This is a genomic window from Microbacterium paraoxydans, from assembly GCF_019056515.1.
Taxonomy (GTDB): Bacteria; Actinomycetota; Actinomycetes; order Actinomycetales; family Microbacteriaceae; genus Microbacterium.
This window is the reverse complement of sequence record NZ_CP064873.1, coordinates 483,327-507,714: the sequence shown is the minus strand read 5'-3', so window position 1 is coordinate 507,714 and position 24,388 is coordinate 483,327. Positions and strand designations below refer to the sequence as shown.

Genomic DNA, 24,388 nt, shown 5'->3' with positions numbered 1-24,388 from the left:
CGCCCGCGCTTCGGGCCGGCCGCGTTCATCGCAGTGCTCCGCGGGCGAGCATCTGCGGGAGGTCGCCGAGCGCCCCGAGGGTCATCACCGCGAGCTCCCTGGCCGTCCGCATCGTCGGCTGCGCACCGAGCTCACTGCGCACCGCCACGGCCTCCACGGCCGCCGGGAGCTTCACCGCCGCGTGACGCAGACGCTCGAGAGGCAGGAGGGAGCCGGTCAGCAGGAACCCGATCGAGAGGTCGGGGTACGACTGCGCCGTGAGGGCCGCGACGGCCTCGAGCCGCATCACCCGTGCCGCCTGATCGATCGTGGAGGTCGCGTCGAGGAGCGCCTTGGGGGTGACCGTGGGCAGAGTGCGGATCGACAGCACCTCCGCGCGACCGTGTTCCGGGATCTCGTTGCTCACCGAGAAGAGCACGTCCCTGCCGTCCCGCACGCCCTGCAGCGCCAGGGACGCGGCGGCGCTGACCGTGTTCTCGAACTCGTCGTCGCTCGCGTAGGACTCGGGGTCGAGGTCGAGGATGACGGCGATGCGCGCGTGCCGGGACTCCTCGTACTGCCGCACCATGAGGGTGCCCGTCTTCGCCGTCGACTTCCAGTGGATGTGGCGCGGCGAGTCGCCGACGACGTACTCCCGCACGGCGTGGAAGGAGAGGTCGGCGTCCACCAGGGTGGTGCTCGGCGTGCCCTCGAGGTCGCGGATCAGGCCCGCGCTGGTGCTGGGGAGCCGCACGGTCACCGGGTGCACATGGATGCGCTGCACATCCGGCCAGCGCAGTTCTCGGCGGAGGATCCCGATCGGGTCGCCGCGGGTGATCGTCATGGGGCCGACATCGATGACGCCGCGGCGGTGCGCGGCGATCGTCAGCTCCTCGCGGTGGTGCGCGCCCGGTCGGAGCAGCGGCACGTGCGCCTCGACGAGGCCCTCCCCCACCGGCACGTCCACGACGCCGGGGAGCGAGAGGCGCTCGCCGTTGTTGCGGACGTCGAGCGTCGCACCGATCTCGGCACCGGCGACGACGCGGTCGCGGTCGAGCACGAGATCGATCCGGTAGTCATGGGCGCCGAGGATGAACGGCACGCAGGCCACCAGCAGCACGAGCGCGATCGTGGCGACCGCCCAGGCCTCCACCCAGCCGAACAGCAGCCCGGCGAGCACGCCGAGCACCACGGCCACGGCGACGAGCATCCCCGCCGTGGTGACCGTCTCACGGACCCAGCCGACCGTGGCCCTCGTCGCGCGCCCCACGGAGCGGACCACCCGACGCGCGCCGAAGACCGCGCCGCGCACGGGACCGCGGCGCGTGCGGTCGTAACGCGTGACGGTGGACGTCCGCGTCGACGTGCTCGTGCCGGCGGTCGTCCGCGTCAGGCGGGATTCGGTGCTGAAGGTCACGCAGTGCCGTTCTCGCGCGGAGGCTCGACGTCGAGGAGGATCTGTCCGACCACGGCCACGGCCGTCACCCCGTCGAACTCGGCTTCCGGTTCGAGCACGAGACGGTGCGCGAGGGCGACGACGGCGAGTTCGCGCACGTCGTCGGGCGTCACGAACGTGCGCCCGTTCTTGGCCGCCCACGTCATCACCAGGCGCGACAGCGCCAGGGCCCCGCGCACACTGGCCCCGAGACGGACCTCGGACGCGCGCCGCGTGGCGTCGACGATGCGCATGATGTAGTCCGACACCAGCGGGTTCACGTAGACCCCGCGCGACATCTCCGCCATCGTCAGGATCGTGTCGGTGTCGACGATGCCGTCGAGCACCGTCTTCGGCCGACCGGCGCCCTGCAGGATGCGCATCGTCGCCGCCTCGTCGGGGTAGCCGATCGAGGTCTTGATCATGAAGCGGTCGAGCTGGGCCTCCGGCAGCCGGTAGGTGCCGCCCTGCTCGATGGGGTTCTGCGTCGCCATCACGAGGAACGGGGAGCCGACGGACCGGGTGACGCCGTCGACCGTGACCGTGCCCTCCTCCATGACCTCGAGCAGCGCGGACTGGGTCTTCGGGCTCGCCCGGTTGATCTCGTCGGCGAGCACGATGTTCGCGAAGACGGGCCCCGCGTGGAACTCGAACGTGCCCTCCTTCTGGTCATAGACCGTGATGCCGGTCACATCGCCCGGAAGGAGGTCGGGCGTGAACTGGATGCGGCTGCTGGTCCCGTTGACCGTCTGGGCGACGGCGCGGGCGAGCGCCGTCTTGCCGGTTCCCGGATAGTCCTCCAGGAGGACGTGGCCGCCGCTGACGGCGGTGGCGAGCACGAGTTCGACCACGTGGCGCTTGCCGAGGATCGCCTGCTCGATGTTGCCGCTCAGGATCGAGAACGTCTCGGCGAACCAGGAGGCCTGCTCGGGAGCGATGGTGACGGGGGCTGCTGCGGTGGCTGGCATAGGGAAAGAGTATTCGTGTCGGTGTGCTCGGCGGTCAGGGGCACAGGCCCGTGATGCGATGCGTGATGGGGGTCAGGGTGGCGAAGGCTCCGGTCCACGTGATGGTCACGTCGAAGGTGCCGGGAGTGTCGACCAGGGGCGTCGCCTCGAGGATGTACGAGCCGCGTGCGGCGGCGGACACCGTCACGACGTCGCCCTCGACGACGGGCATGCAGGGTTGGAACACGGCGTTGACCACGGTCGGTGCGGTCGTCGCGGTGATGGTGACCTCGCCGGAGCAGGAGTTGCTCTGGCTGGCATGGCAGGCGCGGGCGAGCACCTGGCCCGGTGACGAGTCCGGTGTGAGCGCGAAGTCATCGCGCCACGATCCGTACATGTAGTACTTCGGCACGAAGCCGTTCTCCACCTCGATGCGCGGGGCCGAGGCCAGCCCGTACTCGTAGCGGTTCCCGTCGCGCCGGGGGTCCTTCGCGACCGTGTAGGTCGTGTCGCCGCCGGGACCGTCGACGAACGTGAACGTGAAGACCGTCGCGGTGGACGACTCCGCCACCCCGTAGCCGTTCGAGGCGCAGGCCTTGACGGAGTACACCTGGTACGGCCGCAGCCCCTGGAGGGACGGAGACTCGGACTGCACCTCGCCGCCGGACACCGCGAGCGTGCCGTCGCCGCGTGCGGTGCAGCTGACGTTGCCCGACCGCCACGCCACGTACACGACCTGGACGCCCTTGGCGCTGCCGTTGGCCTGCGCGGCGATGCCGGAGACGTTCACCGCCGTGTTCGAGACGACCGTCGCCTGGGTCGCCGCCGGGTCGAAGTACACCGAGCCGGCGACCGTCACCGAGGTGCGGAACCCGCCGCCCTCGTTCCCACCGCCGGTCGGCGGCTGGAACTGGCTGATCGGGACGATCGTCAGCGTCTGCGCCCCCGGCGACAGCGCGATCTCGGCCGTGGTGGTCGCCCCCGTGCGGTTGATGACCTCGCCCGTCTCCTCGATCCGGAACGAGACGGCGTCGTCGGCGGCGTCGATCGACACCCGGACCGCCCCGCGTCCCCGGTCGGAGACCCCCGGTCGGTACTCCGGCGTGGCCGTCGCGTTCGAGACGACAGGAGCGGCGTAGGCCCAGCTCGTGTGCGGCGACGTCGGGGCCGAGGTGCCGACGGCGTTGACGGCAGCGGCGGTGAACGTGTGCGGGGTGCCGTTCGTCAGCCCGTTGACCGTGCAGCGGTAGACGGCGCCGGCCGGGCTGCAGGACGCATTCGCCGGGGCGCCGTCCTGGAGGATCGTCACACCGGAGACCGCGGGATGCGCGCGTCCCGCCTCGCCGAGCGGCACCTCCAGCGCGACGGTCGTGCGGGTGAAGCCGACCGTCGTGACGCTCGCGGGGGCCTGCGGGAACCCCTGGAGGTCGAGGGTGAGCGTGCCGGTGCCGGTGCGGCCCTGCGCATCCGACACGACGAACGGGATCACGCACTGTCCGCCGGGCGCCTGCCCGCCGCCGGGCCAGCTCGCCGTGATGGTCTTGGCGCCCGCCGTCGAGACCGAGGCCACGTCGCAGCGCGCGCCGGCCCCGAGCGACATCAGGCGCAGCCCGGATCCCGGCTTCCCGGCGAAGGGATCGTACTCACCGGCGACGTCGACCACGTCGATCGAGCAGTTGGCGCTCGTGACGACGCACTGCTTGGTGAAGGTCGCTCCCCGCGGGGCGTCCGGCGGGGCCGCGCCGACGACGAGGCGGACGGACGCCGACGGCTGTCCGTACTGCGGCACGGTGACGCTGACGTTCTCGGTGTTGCCCGGTCGCGCATCGGCGCGCGCCTCGATCGTCAGCTTCCCGCCGCTCTGCGTGACGAGGAACGCCGAACCGGAGTAGACGATGCGGTACTCGAGGGAGGAGGCGTTGCCCTCCCGGCCCCCTTCCCACGCGGCCATGTTGGCGTAGAGGTCGACGCTCTCCGTCGCTCCGGGGGCGATCGTGTGCGAGATGGAGGAGAGCAGCAGCTGCGGCTCGGACGGGCGGACGCTGATGGGCACGTCGAGGTACGACCACCGCTTCTGCCCCTCCAGGCGCACCGGGATCAGGCAGGTGTCCGACCACGGCGCCTCGCGGCCGGCCCGGTACTCCGCTTCGCGCGGGCCGTCGGCGGTGCATTCTGCGGCAGCCCGCTGGGCGGTGAACGACCCGGTGCCGATCTCGATCGCATCGGACGACGGGAGGTCGGCGTAGTCCTGCACGGGGAAGGAGACCGCCGCGTCCTCGTCGACGACGACCGGCGTCGCGCCGGGGACGAGCTGCACCTGCATGTCGTCGAACGCCGGGATGCGCAGGAAGCCGTAGGCGACGACGTCGCGTCCGTTCGCTGCCGTTCCGGTGAGCTGGAAGGGCACCAGGGCGCCTTCCTTCGGCGCGGTGCCCACGATGCGGTTCCCCTGCACCGAATAGCCCGGCTGCTCTCCCCACAGGCGCAGCCGCAGCGAGCCGACGTCGCCGGAGGGCCAGCGAACCCGGTCGGTCACGACATCGATGCCGCGATCGGCGAGATCGTCGCGGTCGCGCGCGGTGAGCACGGTGTCCGCGATGACCGGCTGATCGGCGACCGTGCCGTCGGTGACGGTCACGACGATGAGGCCCTGCGCCGTGCTCCCCGTGCGCGACGACTTCACCGTGTAGAAGTACGAGTTGGTGCCGGCGGTCTCGCCGGCACGCAGCACGACCCGGCCGTCCTTCAGCGAGGTGTCGGAATCGATCAGCGCGTTGAGCCGGTCGTACAGCGGGTTCCCCTTGACGGGCGGCGCGTTCGGCACGAGCTCGGTGATCTCGAGCTCGCTCTGCGCCGGGTCGAGATCGTTCGAGCGCGGGTCCAGCACGACCGGCGTGCGGGATCCCGCCTCGACGCGGACGTAGTCGCTGAAGGTCACAGGGGCGGCGTCGTCCACGTCCGCATCGAGGACGCCGATGCGCACGGCCGCGCTCCCCTCCTCGCCCTGCGGATCACGGACGCTGTAGCGGAACGAGACCTGGCCGCCGGCGACGCCTCCGGCCGGCGCGCGGTACACGATCGCCTCACCGTTCGCCGAGATGGTGGCCGTGCCGCCGCCCTTCTTCGGCTGCTCGACGCCGGATAGCACCACGCGGTCGCCGTCGCCGTCCATCCCGGTCGTCGGCACCGGGATGGAGACCGTCTGGCCGCTCAGGACGCGGCCGGTGAGCGGCGTCGGCGTGGGGGCCCGGTTCGTGCCCGGCGGCACGACCGTGACCGTCACGACGCCGTCATCCGACAGCGACGGATTCCGTTCGAGGGAGACGGAGTACGTCAGGCGGTACGTGCCGGGAGTCTTCGGCGCCAGATAGCGCAGCGCGTTGCGGTCGGCGAACACGAGCTCGTCCGGCTCGCCGGATCCGGTCACCTCCGGGAGCACGAGGAGCGGTTCCCCGCGCGGTGCCACATCGTTGGCCGCCACTTCGATGCGCGTGAGCGAACCGGCTCGCACCGTCACCGCATCCGGGAAGACGATCGGCCGGGTGACCGTGGACGGCGGAGTGAGGAACACGCTGACGGTGCCCTGCACGGCCCCGCCCGCGCCGTCCGCCACCGTGACGGTGGCCTTGCCGATCAGGCCGGGCTCGCCGTCCTCGGTCGTGCCGTTGACCCGCAGGCTCTCGTTGCCGACCACGCGCACGTTGAGCTGCGGCGTCGAGCTCACGGCGTCGGACAGCAGCAGCACCCGTCCGCTGGTGTTCTGCACCGCGCCGAGGACATCGACGGTCGTGTCCTCGCCCTCGCGGACGAACGCCGTCAGCGGCGCCATCGCGAGCGCCGCGGAGCCGTCGACAGCGGTGATCCGGATGACCGCGGACTGCTCGGCCTGGGTCGTGACGTCCTGCGCGGTGTAGGTGACCACGTACTGGCCCGGCTCGGCGGCGGTCAGATCGACGGTGCCGGAGGCCGCGTTCGGGGTGACCTCGAAGCCCTGTGCCGTCGCGGCGGTCTGGACGGCGTCCACGAGGCGGTACGAGCCCGACCCTCCGGACAGGTGATCGGAGATGCGCAGGGATTGCCGCTCGCCCACGCGCGCGGTCACCGCGACGGCCGACGCCTGCAACGCCGGACTGCCGCTGACCTGGACCTCGATGGTCTTCTCCGCCGTCGCCCCGTGCACGTCCTGTACGACGACCGTGACCGAGATCACGGCGTCCGCGGCATTGGGGTCGGTGTGCCGGATCGCGACCCGGCCGTCGGCCATCGGGGCCACCATCACCGGGGAGGAGGAGTCCGTCTCGTACGCGTCGCTCAGGACGAACGCATCGCCCTCGGGGTCGACCCATCCGGAGAGCGCCGAGACGATCGTGCTCCCGCCGGCGAGGATCTGCGGTGTCGGCCATTCCTGAGTGCAGGCGTCGACACCGCACCACACCGGGGCGGAGTTGACCCCGGGATCGACCACCGTCAGCGTCACGGTCGCCGGGGGCGACACGGCGGCGCCGTCCGTCACGGCATAGGTGAAGCTCGTCTGCCCGGAGCCTGCCTTCACGTTCACGACCAGGGACTGACCGTTCGCCACGAGCGACAGATCCCCGAAGTCAGGGTCGCTCAGCCCGGAGGCGACCGAGTCCGGGTCGATCGTGAGGACGTCCTTCTTGTTCGGATCGTGATCGTTGAAGAGCACGGGGAGGATGACCTGCTCCCCGGCCCGCACGCCGAACGCGTCGTCGACGGCGACCGGCGGGAGCTGCTCCGCCACGTCCTCGACGACGATCGTGCCCTCCTGCTGCTCCGTGTCGTCTTCGATCTTCCACTGCTCGAGCGGGATCAGCACGCCCTCCGGCGCGGTCCAGATGAGGCCGGTGCCCTTCTCGACCAGCACCGCGCGATCGCCGTTGCCCTGGAAGACCGGGTCGATGGCGGCCGCGTCGAGCGTCTCGTCCGGAACCTGCAGCGGGGTGGTCTCCCCCGCGCTCCAGAGGGTTCCACCGCCGCTGTCGAGCCACGCCGCGTACGTCTCCCCGCGGACCGTGACCGGTGCGGCCGGGACGCCGGAGGCCTCGGCCACCCGGTCGGCCTCCCCCGACGCGAGGTCCACGGAGACGAGGCCGTCCGAGTCGGCGACGAGCACCGCGTCGCCCTCGGCGGCACCGCGCTGCAGGCGTGCGTCCTCGGTGACGTCGAGGGTGACCGCCGCATCGCGCCCGGAGAGCCACAGCGTGCCCGAGTTCGGCTGCAGCATCGCCCAGCGCTCACCGACGACCGCGATCGCCAGCCCCTCGCCCGCCTCCGGCGCATCGGCCACGGGGGACTCGTCCCCGAGGAACCGGTGCTCGTCGATGTCGAAGCGGCGCACGGCCCCCTCGTCCGCCGAGTAGAGGACGAGCAGGCCATCCGGCGACAGCCCGATCGCATCCGCGGTGTAAGTGGGCGGGTCCTCTCCCTCCTCGACCTCGACCTCGGCGAAGGGGTCGACGAGGGCCGTGCCCGCTCCGGCCGCGAGGGTCGACACCGACACCTGCCCGGTGTCGGTGCGGTAGGCCACATAGGGCCCGGCGGAAAGGACATCCCTGGTCCCGGCGGGCGTGGGCTGCGAAGCGAGCGGCGTCCCCTCCTCCGAGCTGTCGGAGAGCAGATCGGCGGGGCTGGCCGGATCGACGTCCCACCGCTGCCGGTTCCCCTGCGCGAACAGCACGGTGCTGGAGCCGCTCTGCCAGACCGCCTCGGGGTCGTCGACGTCGCGGACCGTGTCGATCTCGGCGAGTTCGGTGTTGACGCGGGCGTACTGCCCGCTGTCGCGCATGACCCAGACCGAGGGCTCGAGTCGCGGCACCTCCTGGGACTGATATCCCTGGGCCGTCACCGCGAGCGCCACGACGACCACGAGCGCGAGGATCCCGGAGACCAGCGCGATCAGCCGCCCCCGAGACGGGCGCGCGGCCTCCGCCCTGGCACGGTTCCCCGCTGCCATCAGAGGACCCCGGTGAGGAACAGTGCGGCGGTCCCGAGGCCCGCGATCACGGCGGCCCCGATCACCGCTCCGACGATGCCGACGACCAGCGGCGAACGGTTGCGGCCGCGGGGGCCCGCGGGGATGTCGTCGCGGTCACGCGGGGCGGCCTGGGCCTGAGCGGCGCGGGCGGCCCGACGGGAGTCCGGTGCGACCGTCGTGATGACCGGTCCGCGGACGGAGGTGTCCGAGAAGCTCACCGGCGCGGCCGCCGCCCACTCCGACGACGCCGCCTCGAAGGCCGTCGGCGAGATGCCGAGCTCATACTGCGCCCAGCGCAGCTTCTCCGCGAACTCCGCCATGCTCGCCGGCCGCTTCGCGGGGTCACGGTGCATGGCGCTCGCGAAGATGTCGTCGATGATCGGCGGGATGCCGGGGACGGGCACCGCGGTGTAGCGCGCCTTGATGATCCGGTCCGTGAGCTGATCGCGCGAGTTCGAACCGCGGTCGGCGCGTTCGAACGGACTGCGGCCGGCGAGCAGCGTGTAGAGCGTCGCGCCGAGGCTCCAGACCTCGCTGGGGATGGATCCGGACACGCGCTCCTGCAGCACCTCGGGGGAGCTCCAGGGCACGGACATCGCGATGGTCTCGCCCTCGCCCTCCTCGATGACGGCGGCGGCGATGCCGAAGTCGGCCAGCACGGGCGCGCCGAGCGAGTTGATGAGCACGTTCGACGGCTTGATGTCGCGGTGCAGCAGACCGGCCCGGTGCACGGTCTCCAGAGCGCCGGCCATGCGCACGCCGATGTCGAGCACCTCCGCGAGCGGGAGGGGGGCCTTCTTGTAGCGCGCGCTCATCGTGTCGGGGCAGTACTCCATCGCGAAGTACGGCCGCCCGTCCGCCGAGATGGACGCCTGGTAGATGGTGACGATCGAGGGGTGGGCGCTCAGCCGCGCCGAGATGTCGGCTTCCACGTTGAAGGTCTGCAGCACCTCGGGGTTCACGGCATCCGCGAGCAGGACCTTGACGGCGACGACGCGGCGCGGCATGTCCTGTTCGTAGAGGAACACGTCGGCGAAACCGCCGGACCCGAGCGGACGCACGTAGCTGTACCCCGCCAGCGTCGGCGGTGTCGCTGCCATGCGCGTTGCCACTCCTGCTCCTCACGGTCTGATGGGAGACCGCGCGCCTGCAGCCACCCGGCGTCGTGCGCCGGGGGATCCCCCGATGTGCCGAGTATATCGGGCGAGGGCGTGTGGCCCCGCGCTCTTCTCCGTCGAGGCGTCAGGCCTTCCAGCACCCCTCGATGTGGTCGTCCACCATGCCCGCGGACTGCATGAGGGCGTACATCGTCGTCGGCCCGACGAAGCGGAAACCCCGGCGTCGCAGTTCCTTGCTCAGCGCGGTCGACTCCGGCGTGACCGCGGGGACGTCGGCGAACTCGCGAGGCCGTGCTCCGGTCGCCGGCGGGGCGAAGGACCACATCAGGGCATCGAGCTCTCCGTCCGCCATCGACTCCACGATCCGGGCGTTGCCGATCGTCGCGAGGATCTTGGCGCGGTTGCGGATGATGCCGGTGTCTCCCATGAGGCGTTCCACGTCCGCGTCGTCGAACGCCGCCACGGCCTCCGGCACGAACCCCGCGAACACCTCGCGGAACCGCGGGCGCTTGCGCAGGATCGTGATCCAGGACAGCCCCGCCTGGAACCCCTCGAGCGCCATCTTCTCGAACAGTGCGCGGTCCCCGTGCAGCGGCGTCCCCCACTCCTCGTCGTGGTACCGGCGATATTCTGCGTCGTCGCCGACCCAGGCGCAGCGCGCGCGGGAGTCGGGCCCCAGGAGGAGGGAGGTCATCCCCTCACCGTATCCACCCCCACCGACACCCCCGTCCCCGGTCCCGCGCCCCCGTCCCTCGTCCCGCGTCCCTCGTCCGAGTTCACTTCCGCCCCTCCCCCCCGCCTCCCAGGCCCGTTTTCCATCCCGCCAGGACACACACCTCCGAGGGGGGATCGAAAAGGGCCCTTCGACGCAGATCCGCGGCACCTTTCCCATCCCACACCGAGCGCGGAGACCAGACCGAGGTCCTCCGGCAGACGGTGCCCTCCGAGACCAACGCGGGGTCAGAACCGCGCCTGCGCGGCCCTCATCCGGACACTATTCCGTCCCGGCTCTGCGGCCTCGATGTTCGCGGGACGGAAATCGCTCCTCAGGCAGGCACCGGGGGTGCGGTTTTGATCCTGCGACGGAACGGACGGACCGGGACCGGGACGGGGACGGGGTCAGTCGGCGAAGGTGGCGGCGTCGATGACGAAGCGGTAGCGGACGTCGGACGCGAGGACACGCTCGTACGCGTCGTTGATGGCCGAGGCGGGGATGACCTCGATCTGCGCCGTGATGCCGTGCTCCGCGCAGAAGTCGAGCATCTCCTGGGTCTCCCGGATGCCGCCGATGTTCGAGCCGGCGATGGAGCGTCGTCCGGCGATCAGCGACCCCGCGTTCAGGGCGAGGGCCTCCGCGGGAGCACCGACGCACACGATGGTGCCGTCCACGTCGAGCAGCCCGAGGTAGGAGCGGAGGTCGATGACGGCGCTCACGGTGTTGAGGATCACGTCGAAGGAGCCCCGCAGGTCGCGGAAGGTGTCGCGGTCGCCCGTCGCGAAGTAGCGGTCGGCGCCGAGGCGGAGGCCGTCGTCCTGCTTCGCGAGCGTCTGCGACAGCACGGTCACCTTCGCGCCGAGGGCATGCGCGATCTGCACGCCCATGTGACCGAGGCCGCCGAGTCCGACCACCGCGACGCGCGTGCCGGGGCCGACCTTCCAATGCCGCAGCGGCGAGTACGTGGTGATGCCCGCGCACAGCAGCGGAGCCGCCGCGTCGAGAGGCAGCGCGTCCGGGATCCGCAGCACGAAGTCCTCGGTGACGACGACCTGCTGCGAGTAGCCGCCCTGGGTGATCGTGCCGTCGCGGTCGACCGCCCCGTAGGTGCCGACGGCGCCCTGCGTGCAGAACTGCTCGTCGCCGCGGAGGCAGTACACGCACTCCCGGCACGAGTTCACCAGGCAGCCGACACCGACGCGGTCGCCGAGGGCATGCTTCGTGACCTCGGACCCCACCGCGGCGACCGTTCCGGTGATCTCGTGTCCCGGGGCGAGCGGGTACTGCTGCGGACCCCAGTCTCCGCGCACGGTGTGGATGTCGGAGTGGCAGATACCGGCGAAGGCGATGTCGATGAGGATGTCGTGCGGGCCCAGCTCCCGGCGCTCGATGACGGTCTTCTCGAGCGGGGCGGCTTCGGCGGGGGCGGCGTAGGCGGTGACGGTCGACATGTTGCTCCTCGGGTCGGTACTCGCCGAGACTATCCGCCCCCGCCGATGAATCCGCTGTCCGGAGGGCCGTCTGTGCAGCCCGGGCCGACGGCTCAGCGCTTCTGCCGCTTGAGGGTCTTCTCCAGGACGGGAGCCTGACCGGTCGCCTCGAGGTCGGCGTAGTACGCGCGGGCCTCGTCCTGCCGCTGCTTCTCCGCACCGCTCGCGATGGGAGCCCGCACGTGCTCGGGCTCGTAGCCGAACGCGTCCACGAGGTCGAGCGCGTACGGACGCAGGCGCGCGCACAGCCGATCGATGTAGCTCGACACCGCCGCCGCCCGCTGCGTGGAGAGCCGCCCGTGGATGAGGTGCCAGGCGAGGTGCTTCTCGATGAGCTGCAGGCCGAAGAGGTCGCGGAGCCAGGTCATGACCTTCTTCGTCTCGGCGTCGTCCATCGCGTGGACGGCGTCGGTGAAGGCCTCCCACTGCAGCAGCTCGCCGTGCGCCCTGGCCGCCTCGATGAGCTCGGCCTGATTCTCGTTGAACAGCCGCGCCCCGAGCACCTTGTCCTTGCCGGCGGCACGCAGCCGGGTCGCGATGTCGGCGACCATCTGCTGCACACGGCCCGCGAGGAGGTCGTGCTGCTGCTCCTCGCGCAGTCCGCGCTCCACCGACCGGGCGACCTGGCCGAAGTCGGTCACCGCCTGACCGAGCTGACGGAGGCCGGCGCCGTGGAACACCTTGCCGGCGGTCATCCCCACGGCGTAGCGCGCGAGCGCCGCGGCGTCCTTGCCTTGGAACTGCTTCGCGTAGTCGGTCAGCAGCCGCTTGCCCACGAGCTGGAGCAGGACGTTGTTGTCGCCCTCGAACGTGACGTAGATGTCGAGGTCGGCGCGGAGTCCGACGAGCCGGTTCTCGAACATGAAGCCGGCGCCGCCGCACGCCTCGCGGGCCTCCTGCAGGGTGTCGAGCGCATGCCAGGTCGACAGCGGCTTGAGCGCGGCCGCGAGCGTCTCCAGGTCTTCCCGGTCGTCCGGGGTGTCGGTGCGGCCGGAGAAGACGCCGTCGAACTTCTGCAGGAACTCGTCGTGCGCGAAGATCTGCGCATACGTGGTGGCCAGGCGCGGGAGCAGACGGCGCTGGTGCTTGCCGTAGTCCATCAGCACGACCTCCTGCCCGTCCGCCCCGTCGAACTGGCGACGCTGCGTGGCGTAGGTGATCGCGATGTGCAGGCCGAGCGCGGAGGCCCAGGAGGCGGCGCCGTCGAGCGAGACGCGTCCCTGCACGAGGGTGCCGAGCATCGTGAAGAAGCGGCGGCCGGGGCTGTCGATCGCGCTGGAGTAGGTGCCGTCCGGGGCGACGTCGCCGTAGCGGTTCAGCAGGTTCGTGCGCGGGATGCGCACCTGGTCGAAGGAGAGGCGGCCGTTGTCGATGCCGTTCAGTCCGCCCTTGAGACCGTCGTCCTCGCGACCGATGCCCGGCAGATCCACGCCGTCCTCGCCGCGCAGGGGCACGTAGAAGCAGTGCACGCCGTGGTTGACGCCGTTCGTGATGAGCTGGGCGAAGACCGTCGCCGCGATGCCGTGCAGCGCCGCGTTGCCGAGGTACTCCTTCACAGCTCCCCGGAACGGCGTATGGATGACGAACTCCTCCGTCTCCGGGTCGTAGGTGGCGGTGGTGCCGACCGCGGCGACGTCGGAGCCGTGCCCGATCTCGGTCATCGCGAACGCGCCGGGGATCGACAGGTCCATGACACCGGGGAGCCACCTGTCGTGGTGCTCCTTCGTGCCGAGCTGCAGGATCGCGGAGCCGAAGAGCCCCCACTGCACACCCGACTTGATCTGCAGGCTCGGGTCGGCGGCCACGAGCTCCTCGAACCCGGCGATATTGCCGCCGTTGTTCTCCTCGCCGCCGAAGCGCTTCGGGAACGCCCGGTGCACCGCCTTGTTGTCGACGAGGAGGTGGAGCTGGCTGAGCACGCGCTCGCGGTGGTCGTCCTTGCCGAGCTCGTCCTTCCGCCAGAACGCGGAGTCCTTGATCATCTCGCGGGCCTGGCGGCGCACGTCGCCCCAGGTGCCCATGAGGGCGTCGTTCAGGCGGGCGACATCGATCCGCGGGGCGGTCGCGCTCTCGCGCGGGTCAGGTGTCGTCGAAGGGCGGACGGCGGCGTCGACCATGAGCGTTCCTCTCGGAGAGACGAAAGTGGATGCCTCTCATGGTAGGTGTGCGACAAAACCGCACGAAGTCCCCTGTCCGCATCCTCCAACGCCTGGCCGCCCCGTCCGCGCCCGTCGTTGTCGGCTCGCGACAGGTTCCCCGTTCGGAGCTCCGTCGACCCACCCCGTTCCGTGCTTCCCGGCCCCCTGCGAGCGTCCGCAAAGGGGTGGCTCGCGCGGAAGGGGGTGGGTCGGAGTCAGGAGGCGGCGATGACGGCGAGGACGCCGTCGCCATAGGCCTCGCGCTTCTTCGCACCGATGCCGGTGATGCCGTCGAGGTCGGCGTGCGAGGTCGGCCGATGCTCCGCGAGCGCACGGAGCGTGGCGTCGCCGAAGACGATGTACGCCGGGACGCCCTGTTCCCTGGCGGTCTCGGCGCGCCAGGCCCGCAGCGCCTCGAACAGCTCCCGGTCTCCGGCGTCGAGGGCGTCGGCGGCACTCGCCTTCCGGGCGCGGGACGGCGACGACGGGCGTCCGATCGTGTCTTTCCGGAGCGGTACCGCGGTCTCGCCGCGCAGCACCCCGGCCGCGGCCTCTCCGGGTGCGAGCGTGCCGTAGTCGCCCTGCGCGACGAGGATGCCCCGGGCGAGGAGCTGGCGCACCACGCTGCGCCAGTCCTGGTCGGAGAGGTCGGCGCCGATGCCGTAGGTCGCGAGGGCGTCGTGCCGCTGCTGGCGGATGCGCTCGGTCGAGGCCCCGCGGAGGATGTCGATGAGGTGGCCCGCACCGAAGGCCTGATTCCGCTCGCGCTTGAGACGCACGATCGTGGACAGCAGCTTCTGCGCGGGGACGAGCCCGTCGAAGGTCGCCGTGTCGTCGAGGCACGTGTCGCAGTTGCCGCACGGCTGCGAGTCCTGGCCGAAGTACCCGAGGAGGTTCTGCCGGCGGCACTCCACCGTCTCGCACAGCGCGAGCATCGCATCGAGGTGCTGCCCCATCCGCATCTTGAACGTGCGGTCACCAGGACTCTGATCGATCAGACGGCGCTGCTGCACCACATCGCCGAGCCCGTACGCCATCCACGCCACGGACGGCTCGCCGTCGCGGCCGGCGCGGCCCGTCTCCTGGTAGTACCCCTCGACCGACTTCGGCAGATCGATGTGGGCGACGAAGCGCACGTCGGGCTTGTCGATGCCCATGCCGAACGCGATGGTCGCCACCATCACCACGCCGTCTTCACGGAGGAAGCGCGACTGGTTCGCCGCCCGCACCTCGGCGGGCAGACCGGCGTGGTACGGCAGCGCGTCGAGACCCTGCGCGGCGAGATAGGTCGCCGTCTGCTCGACGGACTTGCGGCTGAGCGCATAGACGATGCCCGCCGCCCCCTCCGGCTGCGACCGGATGAACTGCACGAGCTGCTTGCGGGGATCGACCTTCGGGACGATGCGGTACTGGATGTTGGGGCGATCGAAGCTCGCCACGAAGTGCTTCGCCGCGTCGAGGTGCAGGCGCTCGGTGAGCTCCTTGTGCGTGGCCCGCGTCGCGGTGGCGGTCAGGGCCATGCGGGGGACGCCGGGGAACCGCTCGCCCAGGTCGCCGAGCGCGAGGTAGTCCGGCCGGAAGTCGTGGCCCCACTGCGACACGCAGTGCGCCTCGTCGATGGCGATGACACTGAGCGTGCCGCGCTGCAGGAGGGAGGTGGTCTGCGCGCTCGACAGCCGCTCCGGTGCGACGTAGATGAGATCGAGCTCTCCGGCGACATAGGCGCGCTCGACCTCGCGGCGCTCCTCGATCGACTGGGTGGAGTTGATGTACGCGGCCTTCACACCGTTGGCGCGCAGCGCGTCGACCTGGTCGTGCATGAGCGCGATGAGCGGGCTGATGACGAGTCCGGTGCCTTCGCGCACGAGAGCGGGCACCTGGTACGTGATGCTCTTGCCGCCGCCGGTGGGCATCAGGACGACGGCGTCGCCACCGCCGATGACCTGCTCGACGATGGCCGCCTGGTCGCCGCGGAAGTCGTCGTAGCCGAAGACGGTGTGCAGTGCCTCACGGGCCGTCGCATACCGGCTGGGCGTGGCGCGGCGGACGGCCGGCGCGGTGGTCACCGCGGTCGTCGGACCCGGACCCCAGTCGAGGGGCGGCTCGAAGCCCGCGCCCTGCGGCTCCCAGTCCATCGGCTCCGGCGGCTCGGTCGGCTCCCACCCGTCGTCCCAGGGCTGGTCGGATGCCGCGTCCGGCTCGGGGATCCATCCGTCGTACGGATCGCGGGGAGTCTGCGGCATCCCTCCAGCGTAATCACCCCGACGGACAGCGGCACGGCAACGTCCACAGGCCCGCACCCTCGATCCCGGGCGTAGGTTGGTTCCAGACGCCGGAAGGAGCATCCGATGACCGACATCACCGTGACCCGCAACGACGAGGCCTCCCGCTACGAGATCCGTTCCGATGACGTGCTGGCCGGGTTCGCCGAGTTCGACACCCGCCCCGGCGCGATCCGCTTCCTGCACACCGAGATCGACCCCGCTTTCCAGGGCCAGGGCCTGGCCGGGAAGCTCGCCGCGGCGGCACTGACCGACGTGGCGTCGACGGGCGACGCGATCGTGCCGCTCTGCCCGTACATCGCGAAGTACCTCCAGACGCACGAGGTGCCCGGCGCCGAGATCCGCTGGCCGCAGCGCCCGGGCTCGACGGCGGACGCCCCGGTGCAGAAGGAGTCGGCCGGCGCGGACGAGGACCCCACGGGCAGGGCGGAATGATCGGGCAGCGCCGCCTCGTCCTCGAACCCCGGGCGGTGCCGCTCGGCGGTGTGCGCGGCATGGAGGTGCTGCGGGTGCTGCCGCATCGCAACCTCCCCACCATCGGCGCATGGTGCTTCCTCGACAGGTTCGGCCCGGCCGAGACCCGGATGCGCGTCGAGCCGCATCCGCACATCGGTCTGCAGACGGTGACCTGGCCGCTGGTCGGCGAGATCCGGCACCGCGATTCGCTGGGCAGCGATGCCGACCTCCGGCGCGGACAGCTCAACCTCATGACGGCGGGCAACGGCATCTCGCACTCGGAGTACTCCATCGGCGACGAGCCCGTTCCGCTCGATGCGCTGCAGTTCTGGGTCGTGCTCCCGGAGTCCGCGCGCCACGGGGACGGCGGCTTCGAGCGGCACACCGACCTGCCGACGACGACCCTTCCGGCCGCGACCGGATCGGACGCCCCGGCCACGGTCGTGCTCGGCGAGTTCGCGGGCGTGCGCTCGCCGGCGACCGTGCACACGCCGATCGTCGGGGCGGAGATCGTCGTGCCCGCCGGAACCACGGTGCGCCTGCCGCTGCGGCCGGAGTGGGAGCATGCGCTGCTCCTCGTCGAGGGCGACGCCGCCGTCCCCGAGCACGCGATGACCCGCAACGACATGCTCTACCTCGGCGATTCCCGCGACAGCGTCGAGGTGACCAGCAGTGAGGGCGGCTTGCTGTTCCTCCTCGGGGGTGAGCCGTTCGAGGACGAGATCGTCATGTGGTGGAACTTCGCCGGGCGCTCCCACGACGAGATCGCCGCCGCCCGAGAGGACTGGGAGGCCGCATCCCCCCGGTTCGGCGTCGTCGAGGGGCACGACCAGCGCATCCCCGCGCCGCCGCTTCCCCCGGTGCGCCTGATGCCGCGCAGCCGCACCCTCTGACCCTCCCGCACAGGCACTCCCGCCGATTCAGGCATTCCCGCACAGGCACTCCCGCCGATTCAGGCACTCCCGCTGATTCAGGCACTCGCCACCCTCCATGCCTGTTCTCACGTCACTGCCTGCCCTCGCGCGCAATACCGCTGACGCGTCCGAACAGTCACCCACGCCAGTTCAGGCACCCACGCCAGTTCAGGCACTCCTGATCCTCCCTGCCTGTTCTCACGCCACTGCCTGCCCTCGCGCGCAACCTCGCTGACGCGCCAGTTCAGGCACCCACACCAGTTCAGGCACTCCTGGTGCTCCCTGCCTGTTCTCGCGCTAGTGCCTGCCGCCGCGCCGGAGTCCTGTGGCCCGACCACACCTACCCTTCCCGCTCTTCAGGCACTCGCGCCGGCTCAGGCTCGATGGGCTTTCACCTGCCTGAACCCGCGCGAACGCCTGTTCCAGGAGACAGAGTCCGGGAAGCAGAAGCAGGCTCAGGCGCGGTCGGGGGTGTGCACGCGGGCGAGGAAGCGGTCCGTGCGGGACGAGGGCGCACGAGGGTCGAGCAGCGACACGGCAACGGTGACCCCGGTCGCCAGCGGTATCGTCCAGGCGGCGGGCTGCGCGAGGTAGGGCGCCGCGACGCCGACCCCGTCCACCGCGGCGTGCACGAGCAGGGCGAGTCCGGTCGCGACGCCGCCGCACACCATGCCCGCGACCGCCCCGCGCGCGGTGAGGCCCCGCCACCACACGCCCAGCAGCACCACGGGCGAGAGCGTCGACGCCGCCACGACGAACACCACCCCCACGCTCGACACGAGCCCCGCGGGAACCGTGAGGAGCGCGACCCCCAGCGGCACGAGCGCACACAGCACTGCGGACAACCGGAAGGAGCGCACGGAGCCGGAGAAGACGTCCTGGCTGATGACCCCCGCGAGCGAGACCACGAGTCCGGCCGAGGTCGCCAGGAACGCGGCGAAGGCCCCGGCGACGATGAGGGCCGTCAGCAGCTCACCCGCGGGCCCGGGGAACACCCGCGACGGGAGCTGCAGCACCACGGTGTCGGCGACCCCCGGCCGTGCGAGGTCGGGGGCGGCGATCCGCGCCAGGAGCCCCATCGCGCTCGACACGGCGTAGAACGCGCTCACCATGGCGATGACGATCACGGTGGTCCGCCGCGCGGAGGCTCCGGTCGGGCTCGTGTAGAACCGCACCAGGACGTGCGGCAGCCCCATCGTGCCGAGGAGCAGCGCGAGCAGCAGCGACGCGGTCTCGTAGGCGTCGAAGCCGGACGGCCCGGCCTCGGCGGGGAAGATGAGCGCGGGATCGAAGTCGTGCGGGCCGCCGCTCAGGGCGAACGCGATGCACACCACCGGCACGAGGAGCGCGGTGAGCTTGAGCCAGTACTGAAACGCCTGCACGAAGGTGATCGCGCGCATGCCGCCCGCGGCGACCGCCGCCGCCACGAGCACCGCGATCGTCACGGCGCCGACCCACTCCGGCAGCCCGGCGACCACGACGAGCGTGATGCCCGCGCCGTGCAGCTGCGGCACGACGTAGAGCCAGCCGATGATGAGCACCGCGAGGCTGGTGACACGGCGCGCGGCGGTCGAGTCGAGCCGGGCCTCGACGAAGTCGGGGATCGTGTACGCCCCGCTCCGGCGCAGGGGCGCGGCCACGAACACGAGCACGAGCAGGTACCCCGCGGCGTACCCGATGGGGAACCAGAAGCCGCGGGCGCCGTCCAGCAGCACGAGCCCGGAGAGGCCGAGGAAGGTGCCCGCGGAGAGGTACTCGCCGCTGATGGCCGAGGCGTTCCAGACCGGGCGCACCGTCCGCGACGCCACGAAGAAGTCGCTCGTCGTGCGCGACACGCGCAGCCCGTACACGCCGATGAGGAGGGTGGCGATCACGACCAGGGCGACCCCGACGAGGTCGAGCACGGCGTTCACTCGCGGTCCCGCAGGGCGCGGTACCGCCGCTCGTTGCGGACCGCCGTGCGCACGTACAGCACCGCGAACACGAGGATCACCGGGTAGAACGCGAAGGCCTGGAGCAGCCACGACAGCGGCAGCCCGCCGAGGACGACGGCGTCGACCTCGGGGATGAGCGCGATCCCGAGCGCCAGGGCGACGACGACCACCACGAAGCCGGCGACGGTGCCCAGCGCGAGCCGGAGCTGGCTGCGCATCAGGGCACGGGCGTAGACGGCATCGGCCTCCGCGACCGGTGCGCCGGGCAGCGCGATCCCCCGCGTGGCGGCGGCGGAGCGGCGCGGCGGGGTGTCCGCGGTGACCCGCACCCGCTTCGGCGCCTCGGTCATCCGGTTCCCTCCCCCCGCACGAGCGCCTCCCGCACCGTCGCGACGAGCCTTCTGCTCACCGGCAGCACGGCCGTGCCGACGACGACGCCGGGTTCCCCACCCGAGAGCCGCGCCTCGGTCACCGCGGCGATCCGGACGAGCGTGGAACGGTGGATGCGGAGGAATCCCGCCGGCGCCCACCGGGCCTCGAGCTCGGAGAGCGGGATGCGAACGAGGTGGCCGGGCCCGTCGTCCTCCGTGTGCAGCCGCGCGTAGTCGCCCTGCGCCTGCACCCAGCGCACGTCGCTGCGCCGGACGAACCGCACGGACGCACCCACGGTCACCGGCAGCACCTCGTCCTCGCCGCGCGGTGCGGCCTCCTGCTCGATCACCCGGTCCACGGCGCTGCGCAGGCGTTCCCGCCGGACCGGCTTGAGGAGGTAGTCCGCCGCGCGCAGCTCGAACGCCTCGACCGCACGGGCCTCGTCGGCGGTGACGAAAACGACCGCGGGCGGCTCCGCGAGACCGAGGAGCGCGCGGGCGAGCTCGGTGCCGAGCAGGCCCGGCATGTGGATGTCGAGGAACGCGATCCGCACCGCACGCGCGGAGAGCTGACGCAGCGCGTCGGCGCCGTTTGCCGCAGTGAGGATCTCGCCGATCCGCGGGTCGGCACGCAGCAGGTGCACGAGCTCATCGAGGGCCGGCTGCTCGTCGTCGGCGACGAGGACGTCGATCATGCCGCTCCTCAGTCGTCGTCCGGGTCGTGGAGGGGCTGCGATTTCGGGACTCGCATGCGCACCAGGGTACCCGCGCCGGCGTTGGTCTCGACGACCAGACCACCCCCGCTGCCGTAGACCTGGCGAAGCCGGGTGTCGACGTTGCGGAGACCCACGTGACCGCCCTCCTCGCGCGCCGTGAGCAGCGCGCGCAGGCCGTCCGGGTCCATCCCGACGCCGTCGTCCTCCACGAGGATCTCGGTGTGCGTGCCGTCGTCGCGGGAGGTGATGCGGATCTCGCCGCCGCCCTCCCCCGGCTCCAGACCGTGCCGCACGGCGTTCTCGACGAGCGGCTGCACGGAGAGGAAGGGGATGACCGTCGCGAGCGTCTCCGGCGCGATCTGCAGCGTCACCCGCAGGCGATCGCCGAACCGCGCGCGCTCCAGTTCGAGGTAGGAGTGGATGCTGCCCAGCTCCTCCGCGAGCGTGGTGAACTCCCCGTGCCGGCGGAAGGAGTAGCGGGTGAAGTCGGCGAACTCGAGCACGAGGTCACGGGCCCGGTCGGGGTCGGTCGTGATGAACGAGGCGATCGCGGTGAGGGCGTTGTAGATGAAGTGCGGGGAGATCTGGGCACGCAGAGCCCGGAGCTCCGCCTCGGCGAGCTGGGTGCGGGAGGCCTCGAGTCCGCCGAGCTCGACCTGCGCCGCGCACCAGTCGGCCACCTCCTCCGCCGCCCGCACGAGGGCGGCCCGCACCGGGGACGCGAAGGCGACGACCACCCCGACCGTCTCCCCGTCGACGAGGATGGGCGCGCCGACCGCCTCCAGGTCGTCCGTCCGCGAGGGCGCGGGGAACACCTGCCGCCGCCCCGACCCGCGCACCTGGGCGGCGATGCGCACGGCGGCGGATTCGAGCCCGTCCGCGGCGCCGTCGAGGGTGACCGTGTCGTCCTCGCCGACGATGGCGACCGCGGCGCTGCCCAGCAGAGCCCGCAGGTGCCGGGCGGCCTTGACGGCATCCGGCCCGGTCAATCCGCCGCGGAGGTGCGGAGCGGCGAGACTCGCCTGGTGCAGCGCCCGCAGTGCCCCCTGCTCCGCCTCGCTGCCGAGGTCGGCCGAGCCGCGCGCGAACCGCCGGGCGAGCAGCAGCAGCGCCGTGAGGGCGATGCCGCCGAGCGCGCCGAGGATCGCGGCGAGGACGACGTCGTTCATGCGCTCAGCCTAGGGACGCGCAGGCAGGGTCAGCAGCAGCGGGCACCGGGATTGCGGTCCTGGTCGTCCATCCGCTGACGCCAGAACTGCCGCTCCGTCAGCGGCTCCTCGTCCGGATGATGCCGACGGTGATGGGCGACGTACGTGGCGTACGCGGTGTCGCCCATCAGCGTCGTCATGTACCAGCGGATGCCGCGGCCGACCCGGCCGAGGGCGCTCCACAGCGCCCGCAGCGGGGAGGTCGCGGCATCCGTCCGATCCACCGTGGAGGTCATCTCAGTGCCGTGCCGCCGCGCGCTCTTCGGCGAGGATCGGCTCCCACTGCTTCTCCAGCTCGCGCTCCTCCGCGTCGGGGAGGAACCCGGCCGGGGCGAAGCGGCGGGACGGCACGGGCGGGTCCTCGGTGTTCTCGCCGCCGCCGTTGCGGATCGCCTTCACGGTCGCGATGACGGCCATGACGATGACGATGATCGCGAGCACCACGAAGATGATCGACAGCGTGCCCTGCACCGCGGTGTTGCGGATGACGGCCTGCAGCACCTCCGGCGCGCCGAGCGTGGTGTCACCGGAGTTCAGCGCCTCCAGGTAGCGGAAGTGGTTCGCCCAGTATCCGATCGCCGGCACCGGCGAGAAGATCTTGTAGAGCGAGGCCGTGATGGTGACGACCGCGGTGAACGCGAGCGGCAGCGCGATGATCCACAGCCACCGGAAGTAGCTGCGACCGCGCTTGGCGACGATGGCCAGCACCACGGCGAGCGCGATCGCCGCGAGGAGCTGGTTCGCGATGCCGAACAGCGGGAAGAACGTGTTGATGCCGCCGAGCGGGTCGGTGACGCCGAGGATGAGGATCGCTCCCCAGCCGGCCACCATGATCGCGGTGCAGATCCACACCCCTGGGCGCCAGGAGACATCGCGGAACTTCGGGAACCAGGCGCCGATCGAGTCCTGCAGCATGAAGCGGGCGACCCGGGTTCCGGCGTCCACCGCCGTGAGGATGAACAGGGCCTCGAACATGATCGCGAAGTGGTACCAGAACGCCATCAGCGCCTGTCCGCCGAGGGCTTGCTGCATGATGTGCGCGAGGCCGAGCGCGAGCGTCGGAGCCCCTCCGGTGCGCGAGACGATCGACTCCTCGCCGACCGCCGCCGCCGTGCCGGTGAGCATGTCGGGCGTGAGGTTCACCCCGGTCAGCCCGAGCGAGTTCACGAAGGCGACCGCTCCCTCCACGGTGCCCCCGGTCGCGGCGGCCGGGGCGTTCATGGCGAAGTAGATGCCCTGGTCGATCGAGATCGCGGCGACGAGGGCCATGATCGCGACGAACGACTCCATGAGCATGCCGCCGTAGCCGATGAACCGGGTCTGCCGCTCCTTCTCGACGAGCTTCGGGGTCGTGCCCGACGCGATCAGCGCATGGAATCCGGACAACGCGCCGCACGCGATCGTCACGAAGAGGAAGGGGAAGAGCGGACCGGCGAACACCGGACCCATGCCGTTCTCGCCGAAGATGCTGACCGCGGGGACCGAGATCTCCGGACGCACGAGGACGATCGCGCCGGCGAGCATCACGATGACGCCGATCTTCATGAACGTGGAGAGGTAGTCGCGGGGCGCGAGCAGCAGCCAGACCGGCAGCACCGCGGCGATGAAGCCGTAGATGATGATGCCCCACGCGATCGTGGTGCGGTCGAGGTGGAAGATCGCCTGGCCCCACTCGGTGCCGGCGACCCAGCCGCCGCCGATGATGGCGGCCATGAGCAGCACGAAGCCGATGATCGAGACCTCGGTCACCTTGCCCGGGCGCAGGTAGCGCAGGTACACGCCCATGAAGAGGGCGATCGGGATGGTCATCGCGACGGAGAAGACGCCCCACGGGCTCTCGCCGAGGGCGTTCACGACGACGAGCGCGAGGATCGCGACGATGATGAGCATGATGAGCAGCGAGGCGATGATCGCCGCCGTGCCGCCGATCTTGCCGAGCTCCTGCCGCGCCATCTGGCCGATGGTCCGGCCGCCGCGCCGCATCGAGAAGAAGAGGACCGTGTAGTCCTGCACGGCTCCCGCGAGCACGACGCCCACGATGATCCAGATGGTGCCGGGGAGGTACCCCATCTGCGCCGCGAGCACGGGGCCGACGAGCGGTCCGGCGCCGGCGATGGCGGCGAAGTGGTGACCGTAGAGCACCCGGCGGTCGGTGGGGACGTAGTCCTTGCCGTCCTGCTTCACCTCGGCGGGCGTGGCCCGGCGGTCGTCGGGGCGGGTGATGTACCTCTCGATGACCTTGGAGTAGAAGCGGTAGCCGATCAGGTAGGTGCACACGGCGGCGAACACGAACCAGATCGCGTTCACGGTCTCGCCGCGCACGATGGCGAGCATCACCCAGGCGACGCCGCCGAGGAGGGCGATGGCCGTCCACAGCAGGATCTTCGGCAGGGTCCAGCGGCGGCTCTTCGCCTCGTGCTCCGCGGAGAGGGCGACGGGTGGGAGGTTCGGGTCGGTCTCGATGACGGGGTCGTCGTCGACGAGCCCGGCGCCGTCGCGGCGGCGCGACGAAGGTGCGGTCATGGGGTTCTCCTCTGGGGGCGCATCATTGCGTCTCCCCACGCTAGGGAGTGCGCCCCGCCGTCATGCCCGGATCCGAGGACGCTGCGACGAGCGGCGGGGGTCATGCGACGAACGGAGGGCCGGACGATCTGCGCCCCAGCACGTCTGCACGACCCGGAGACGACGGC

General features: G+C 71.5%; 16 protein-coding genes. 2 read left to right on the top strand and 14 right to left on the bottom strand.

Annotation, left to right across the window (positions count from 1 at the left end):
• Positions 1-25 precede the first annotated feature (25 nt).
• From IZR02_RS02355 to recQ, 8 genes are all read right to left on the bottom strand, one after another.
• Positions 26-1,396 (bottom strand): DUF58 domain-containing protein, encoded by a 1,371-nt coding sequence (locus IZR02_RS02355; protein WP_025104653.1) that lies wholly within the window; start codon positions 1,394-1,396, stop codon positions 26-28.
• Positions 1,393-2,382 (bottom strand): AAA family ATPase, encoded by a 990-nt coding sequence (locus tag IZR02_RS02350; RefSeq protein ID WP_025104654.1) that lies wholly within the window; start codon positions 2,380-2,382, stop codon positions 1,393-1,395. The genes IZR02_RS02355 and IZR02_RS02350 overlap by 4 nt, the downstream gene beginning before the upstream one ends.
• A gap of 34 nt (positions 2,383-2,416) precedes the next feature.
• The gene (locus IZR02_RS02345; protein ID WP_025104655.1) at positions 2,417-8,335 is read right to left on the bottom strand and encodes an Ig-like domain-containing protein; all 5,919 of its coding nucleotides are present in this window, start codon (positions 8,333-8,335) and stop codon (positions 2,417-2,419) included.
• Positions 8,335-9,456, bottom strand: a complete 1,122-nt coding sequence (locus IZR02_RS02340) for a serine/threonine-protein kinase (protein WP_062766200.1) — start codon at positions 9,454-9,456, stop codon at positions 8,335-8,337. The genes IZR02_RS02345 and IZR02_RS02340 overlap by 1 nt, the downstream gene beginning before the upstream one ends.
• Positions 9,457-9,598: 142 nt before the next feature.
• Entirely contained in the window at positions 9,599-10,168 is a 570-nt protein-coding gene (locus tag IZR02_RS02335) for a DNA-3-methyladenine glycosylase I (protein WP_025104657.1), read from the bottom strand.
• Between the two features lie 425 nt (positions 10,169-10,593).
• Positions 10,594-11,640 carry an NAD(P)-dependent alcohol dehydrogenase gene (locus IZR02_RS02330; RefSeq protein WP_025104658.1) on the bottom strand — a complete coding sequence of 349 codons (1,047 nt, stop codon included), beginning with the start codon at positions 11,638-11,640 and terminating at the stop codon, positions 10,594-10,596.
• A 92-nt stretch (positions 11,641-11,732) separates the two neighbouring features.
• A complete protein-coding gene (locus IZR02_RS02325; RefSeq protein ID WP_025104659.1) occupies positions 11,733-13,796 on the bottom strand; it encodes an acyl-CoA dehydrogenase family protein in 2,064 nt (687 codons plus the stop codon).
• Positions 13,797-14,032: 236 nt separating this feature from the next.
• Positions 14,033-16,060 (bottom strand): DNA helicase RecQ, encoded by a 2,028-nt coding sequence (recQ, locus tag IZR02_RS02320; RefSeq protein WP_025104660.1) that lies wholly within the window; start codon positions 16,058-16,060, stop codon positions 14,033-14,035.
• Between the two features lie 105 nt (positions 16,061-16,165).
• On the opposite strand from recQ, the gene IZR02_RS02315 reads away from it, so the two are divergent.
• Together IZR02_RS02315 and IZR02_RS02310 are read left to right on the top strand one after the other, a co-directional pair.
• Complete coding sequence (locus tag IZR02_RS02315) at positions 16,166-16,534, top strand: GNAT family N-acetyltransferase (protein ID WP_025104661.1); 369 nt, start codon at positions 16,166-16,168, stop codon at positions 16,532-16,534.
• Positions 16,531-17,448 (top strand): pirin family protein, encoded by a 918-nt coding sequence (locus IZR02_RS02310; RefSeq protein WP_025104662.1) that lies wholly within the window; start codon positions 16,531-16,533, stop codon positions 17,446-17,448. Before IZR02_RS02315 ends, IZR02_RS02310 begins: the two co-directional genes overlap by 4 nt.
• A gap of 476 nt (positions 17,449-17,924) precedes the next feature.
• Here the strand turns inward: IZR02_RS02310 and IZR02_RS02305 are convergent, their stop codons facing one another.
• The 6 genes from IZR02_RS02305 to IZR02_RS02280 are packed head-to-tail and all read right to left on the bottom strand — an operon-like array spanning position 17,925 to position 24,221.
• Complete coding sequence (locus IZR02_RS02305; RefSeq protein WP_025104663.1) at positions 17,925-19,382, bottom strand: sodium/solute symporter; 1,458 nt, start codon at positions 19,380-19,382, stop codon at positions 17,925-17,927.
• Entirely contained in the window at positions 19,379-19,753 is a 375-nt protein-coding gene (locus IZR02_RS02300; protein ID WP_025104664.1) for a hypothetical protein, read from the bottom strand. The genes IZR02_RS02305 and IZR02_RS02300 overlap by 4 nt, the downstream gene beginning before the upstream one ends.
• A complete protein-coding gene (locus IZR02_RS02295; RefSeq protein WP_025104665.1) occupies positions 19,750-20,469 on the bottom strand; it encodes a LytR/AlgR family response regulator transcription factor in 720 nt (239 codons plus the stop codon). The genes IZR02_RS02300 and IZR02_RS02295 overlap by 4 nt, the downstream gene beginning before the upstream one ends.
• 8 nt (positions 20,470-20,477) lie before the next feature.
• Positions 20,478-21,659 (bottom strand): sensor histidine kinase, encoded by a 1,182-nt coding sequence (locus IZR02_RS02290; RefSeq protein ID WP_025104666.1) that lies wholly within the window; start codon positions 21,657-21,659, stop codon positions 20,478-20,480.
• A gap of 29 nt (positions 21,660-21,688) precedes the next feature.
• Entirely contained in the window at positions 21,689-21,934 is a 246-nt protein-coding gene (locus IZR02_RS02285; RefSeq protein WP_081811614.1) for a YbdD/YjiX family protein, read from the bottom strand.
• 1 nt (position 21,935) lies between these two features.
• A complete protein-coding gene (locus IZR02_RS02280) occupies positions 21,936-24,221 on the bottom strand; it encodes a carbon starvation CstA family protein (RefSeq protein ID WP_025104668.1) in 2,286 nt (761 codons plus the stop codon).
• Positions 24,222-24,388: the final 167 nt, after the last annotated feature.

Excerpts from the sequence above, each read along its gene's own strand:
- IZR02_RS02345 (WP_025104655.1), bottom strand. The coding sequence starts at position 8,335 with ATGGCAGCGGGGAACCGTGCCAGGGCGGAGGCCGCGCGCCCGTCTCGG.
- IZR02_RS02295 (WP_025104665.1), bottom strand. The coding sequence starts at position 20,469 with ATGATCGACGTCCTCGTCGCCGACGACGAGCAGCCGGCCCTCGATGAG.
- IZR02_RS02335 (WP_025104657.1), bottom strand. The coding sequence starts at position 10,168 with ATGACCTCCCTCCTCCTGGGGCCCGACTCCCGCGCGCGCTGCGCCTGG.
- IZR02_RS02285 (WP_081811614.1), bottom strand. The coding sequence starts at position 21,934 with ATGACCTCCACGGTGGATCGGACGGATGCCGCGACCTCCCCGCTGCGG.
- recQ (WP_025104660.1), bottom strand. The coding sequence starts at position 16,060 with ATGCCGCAGACTCCCCGCGATCCGTACGACGGATGGATCCCCGAGCCG.
- IZR02_RS02330 (WP_025104658.1), bottom strand. The coding sequence starts at position 11,640 with ATGTCGACCGTCACCGCCTACGCCGCCCCCGCCGAAGCCGCCCCGCTC.
- IZR02_RS02310 (WP_025104662.1), top strand. The coding sequence starts at position 16,531 with ATGATCGGGCAGCGCCGCCTCGTCCTCGAACCCCGGGCGGTGCCGCTC.
- IZR02_RS02350 (WP_025104654.1), bottom strand. The coding sequence starts at position 2,382 with ATGCCAGCCACCGCAGCAGCCCCCGTCACCATCGCTCCCGAGCAGGCC.
- IZR02_RS02315 (WP_025104661.1), top strand. The coding sequence starts at position 16,166 with ATGACCGACATCACCGTGACCCGCAACGACGAGGCCTCCCGCTACGAG.
- IZR02_RS02300 (WP_025104664.1), bottom strand. The coding sequence starts at position 19,753 with ATGACCGAGGCGCCGAAGCGGGTGCGGGTCACCGCGGACACCCCGCCG.
- IZR02_RS02340 (WP_062766200.1), bottom strand. The coding sequence starts at position 9,456 with ATGGCAGCGACACCGCCGACGCTGGCGGGGTACAGCTACGTGCGTCCG.
- IZR02_RS02280 (WP_025104668.1), bottom strand. The coding sequence starts at position 24,221 with ATGACCGCACCTTCGTCGCGCCGCCGCGACGGCGCCGGGCTCGTCGAC.
- IZR02_RS02325 (WP_025104659.1), bottom strand. The coding sequence starts at position 13,796 with ATGGTCGACGCCGCCGTCCGCCCTTCGACGACACCTGACCCGCGCGAG.
- IZR02_RS02290 (WP_025104666.1), bottom strand. The coding sequence starts at position 21,659 with ATGAACGACGTCGTCCTCGCCGCGATCCTCGGCGCGCTCGGCGGCATC.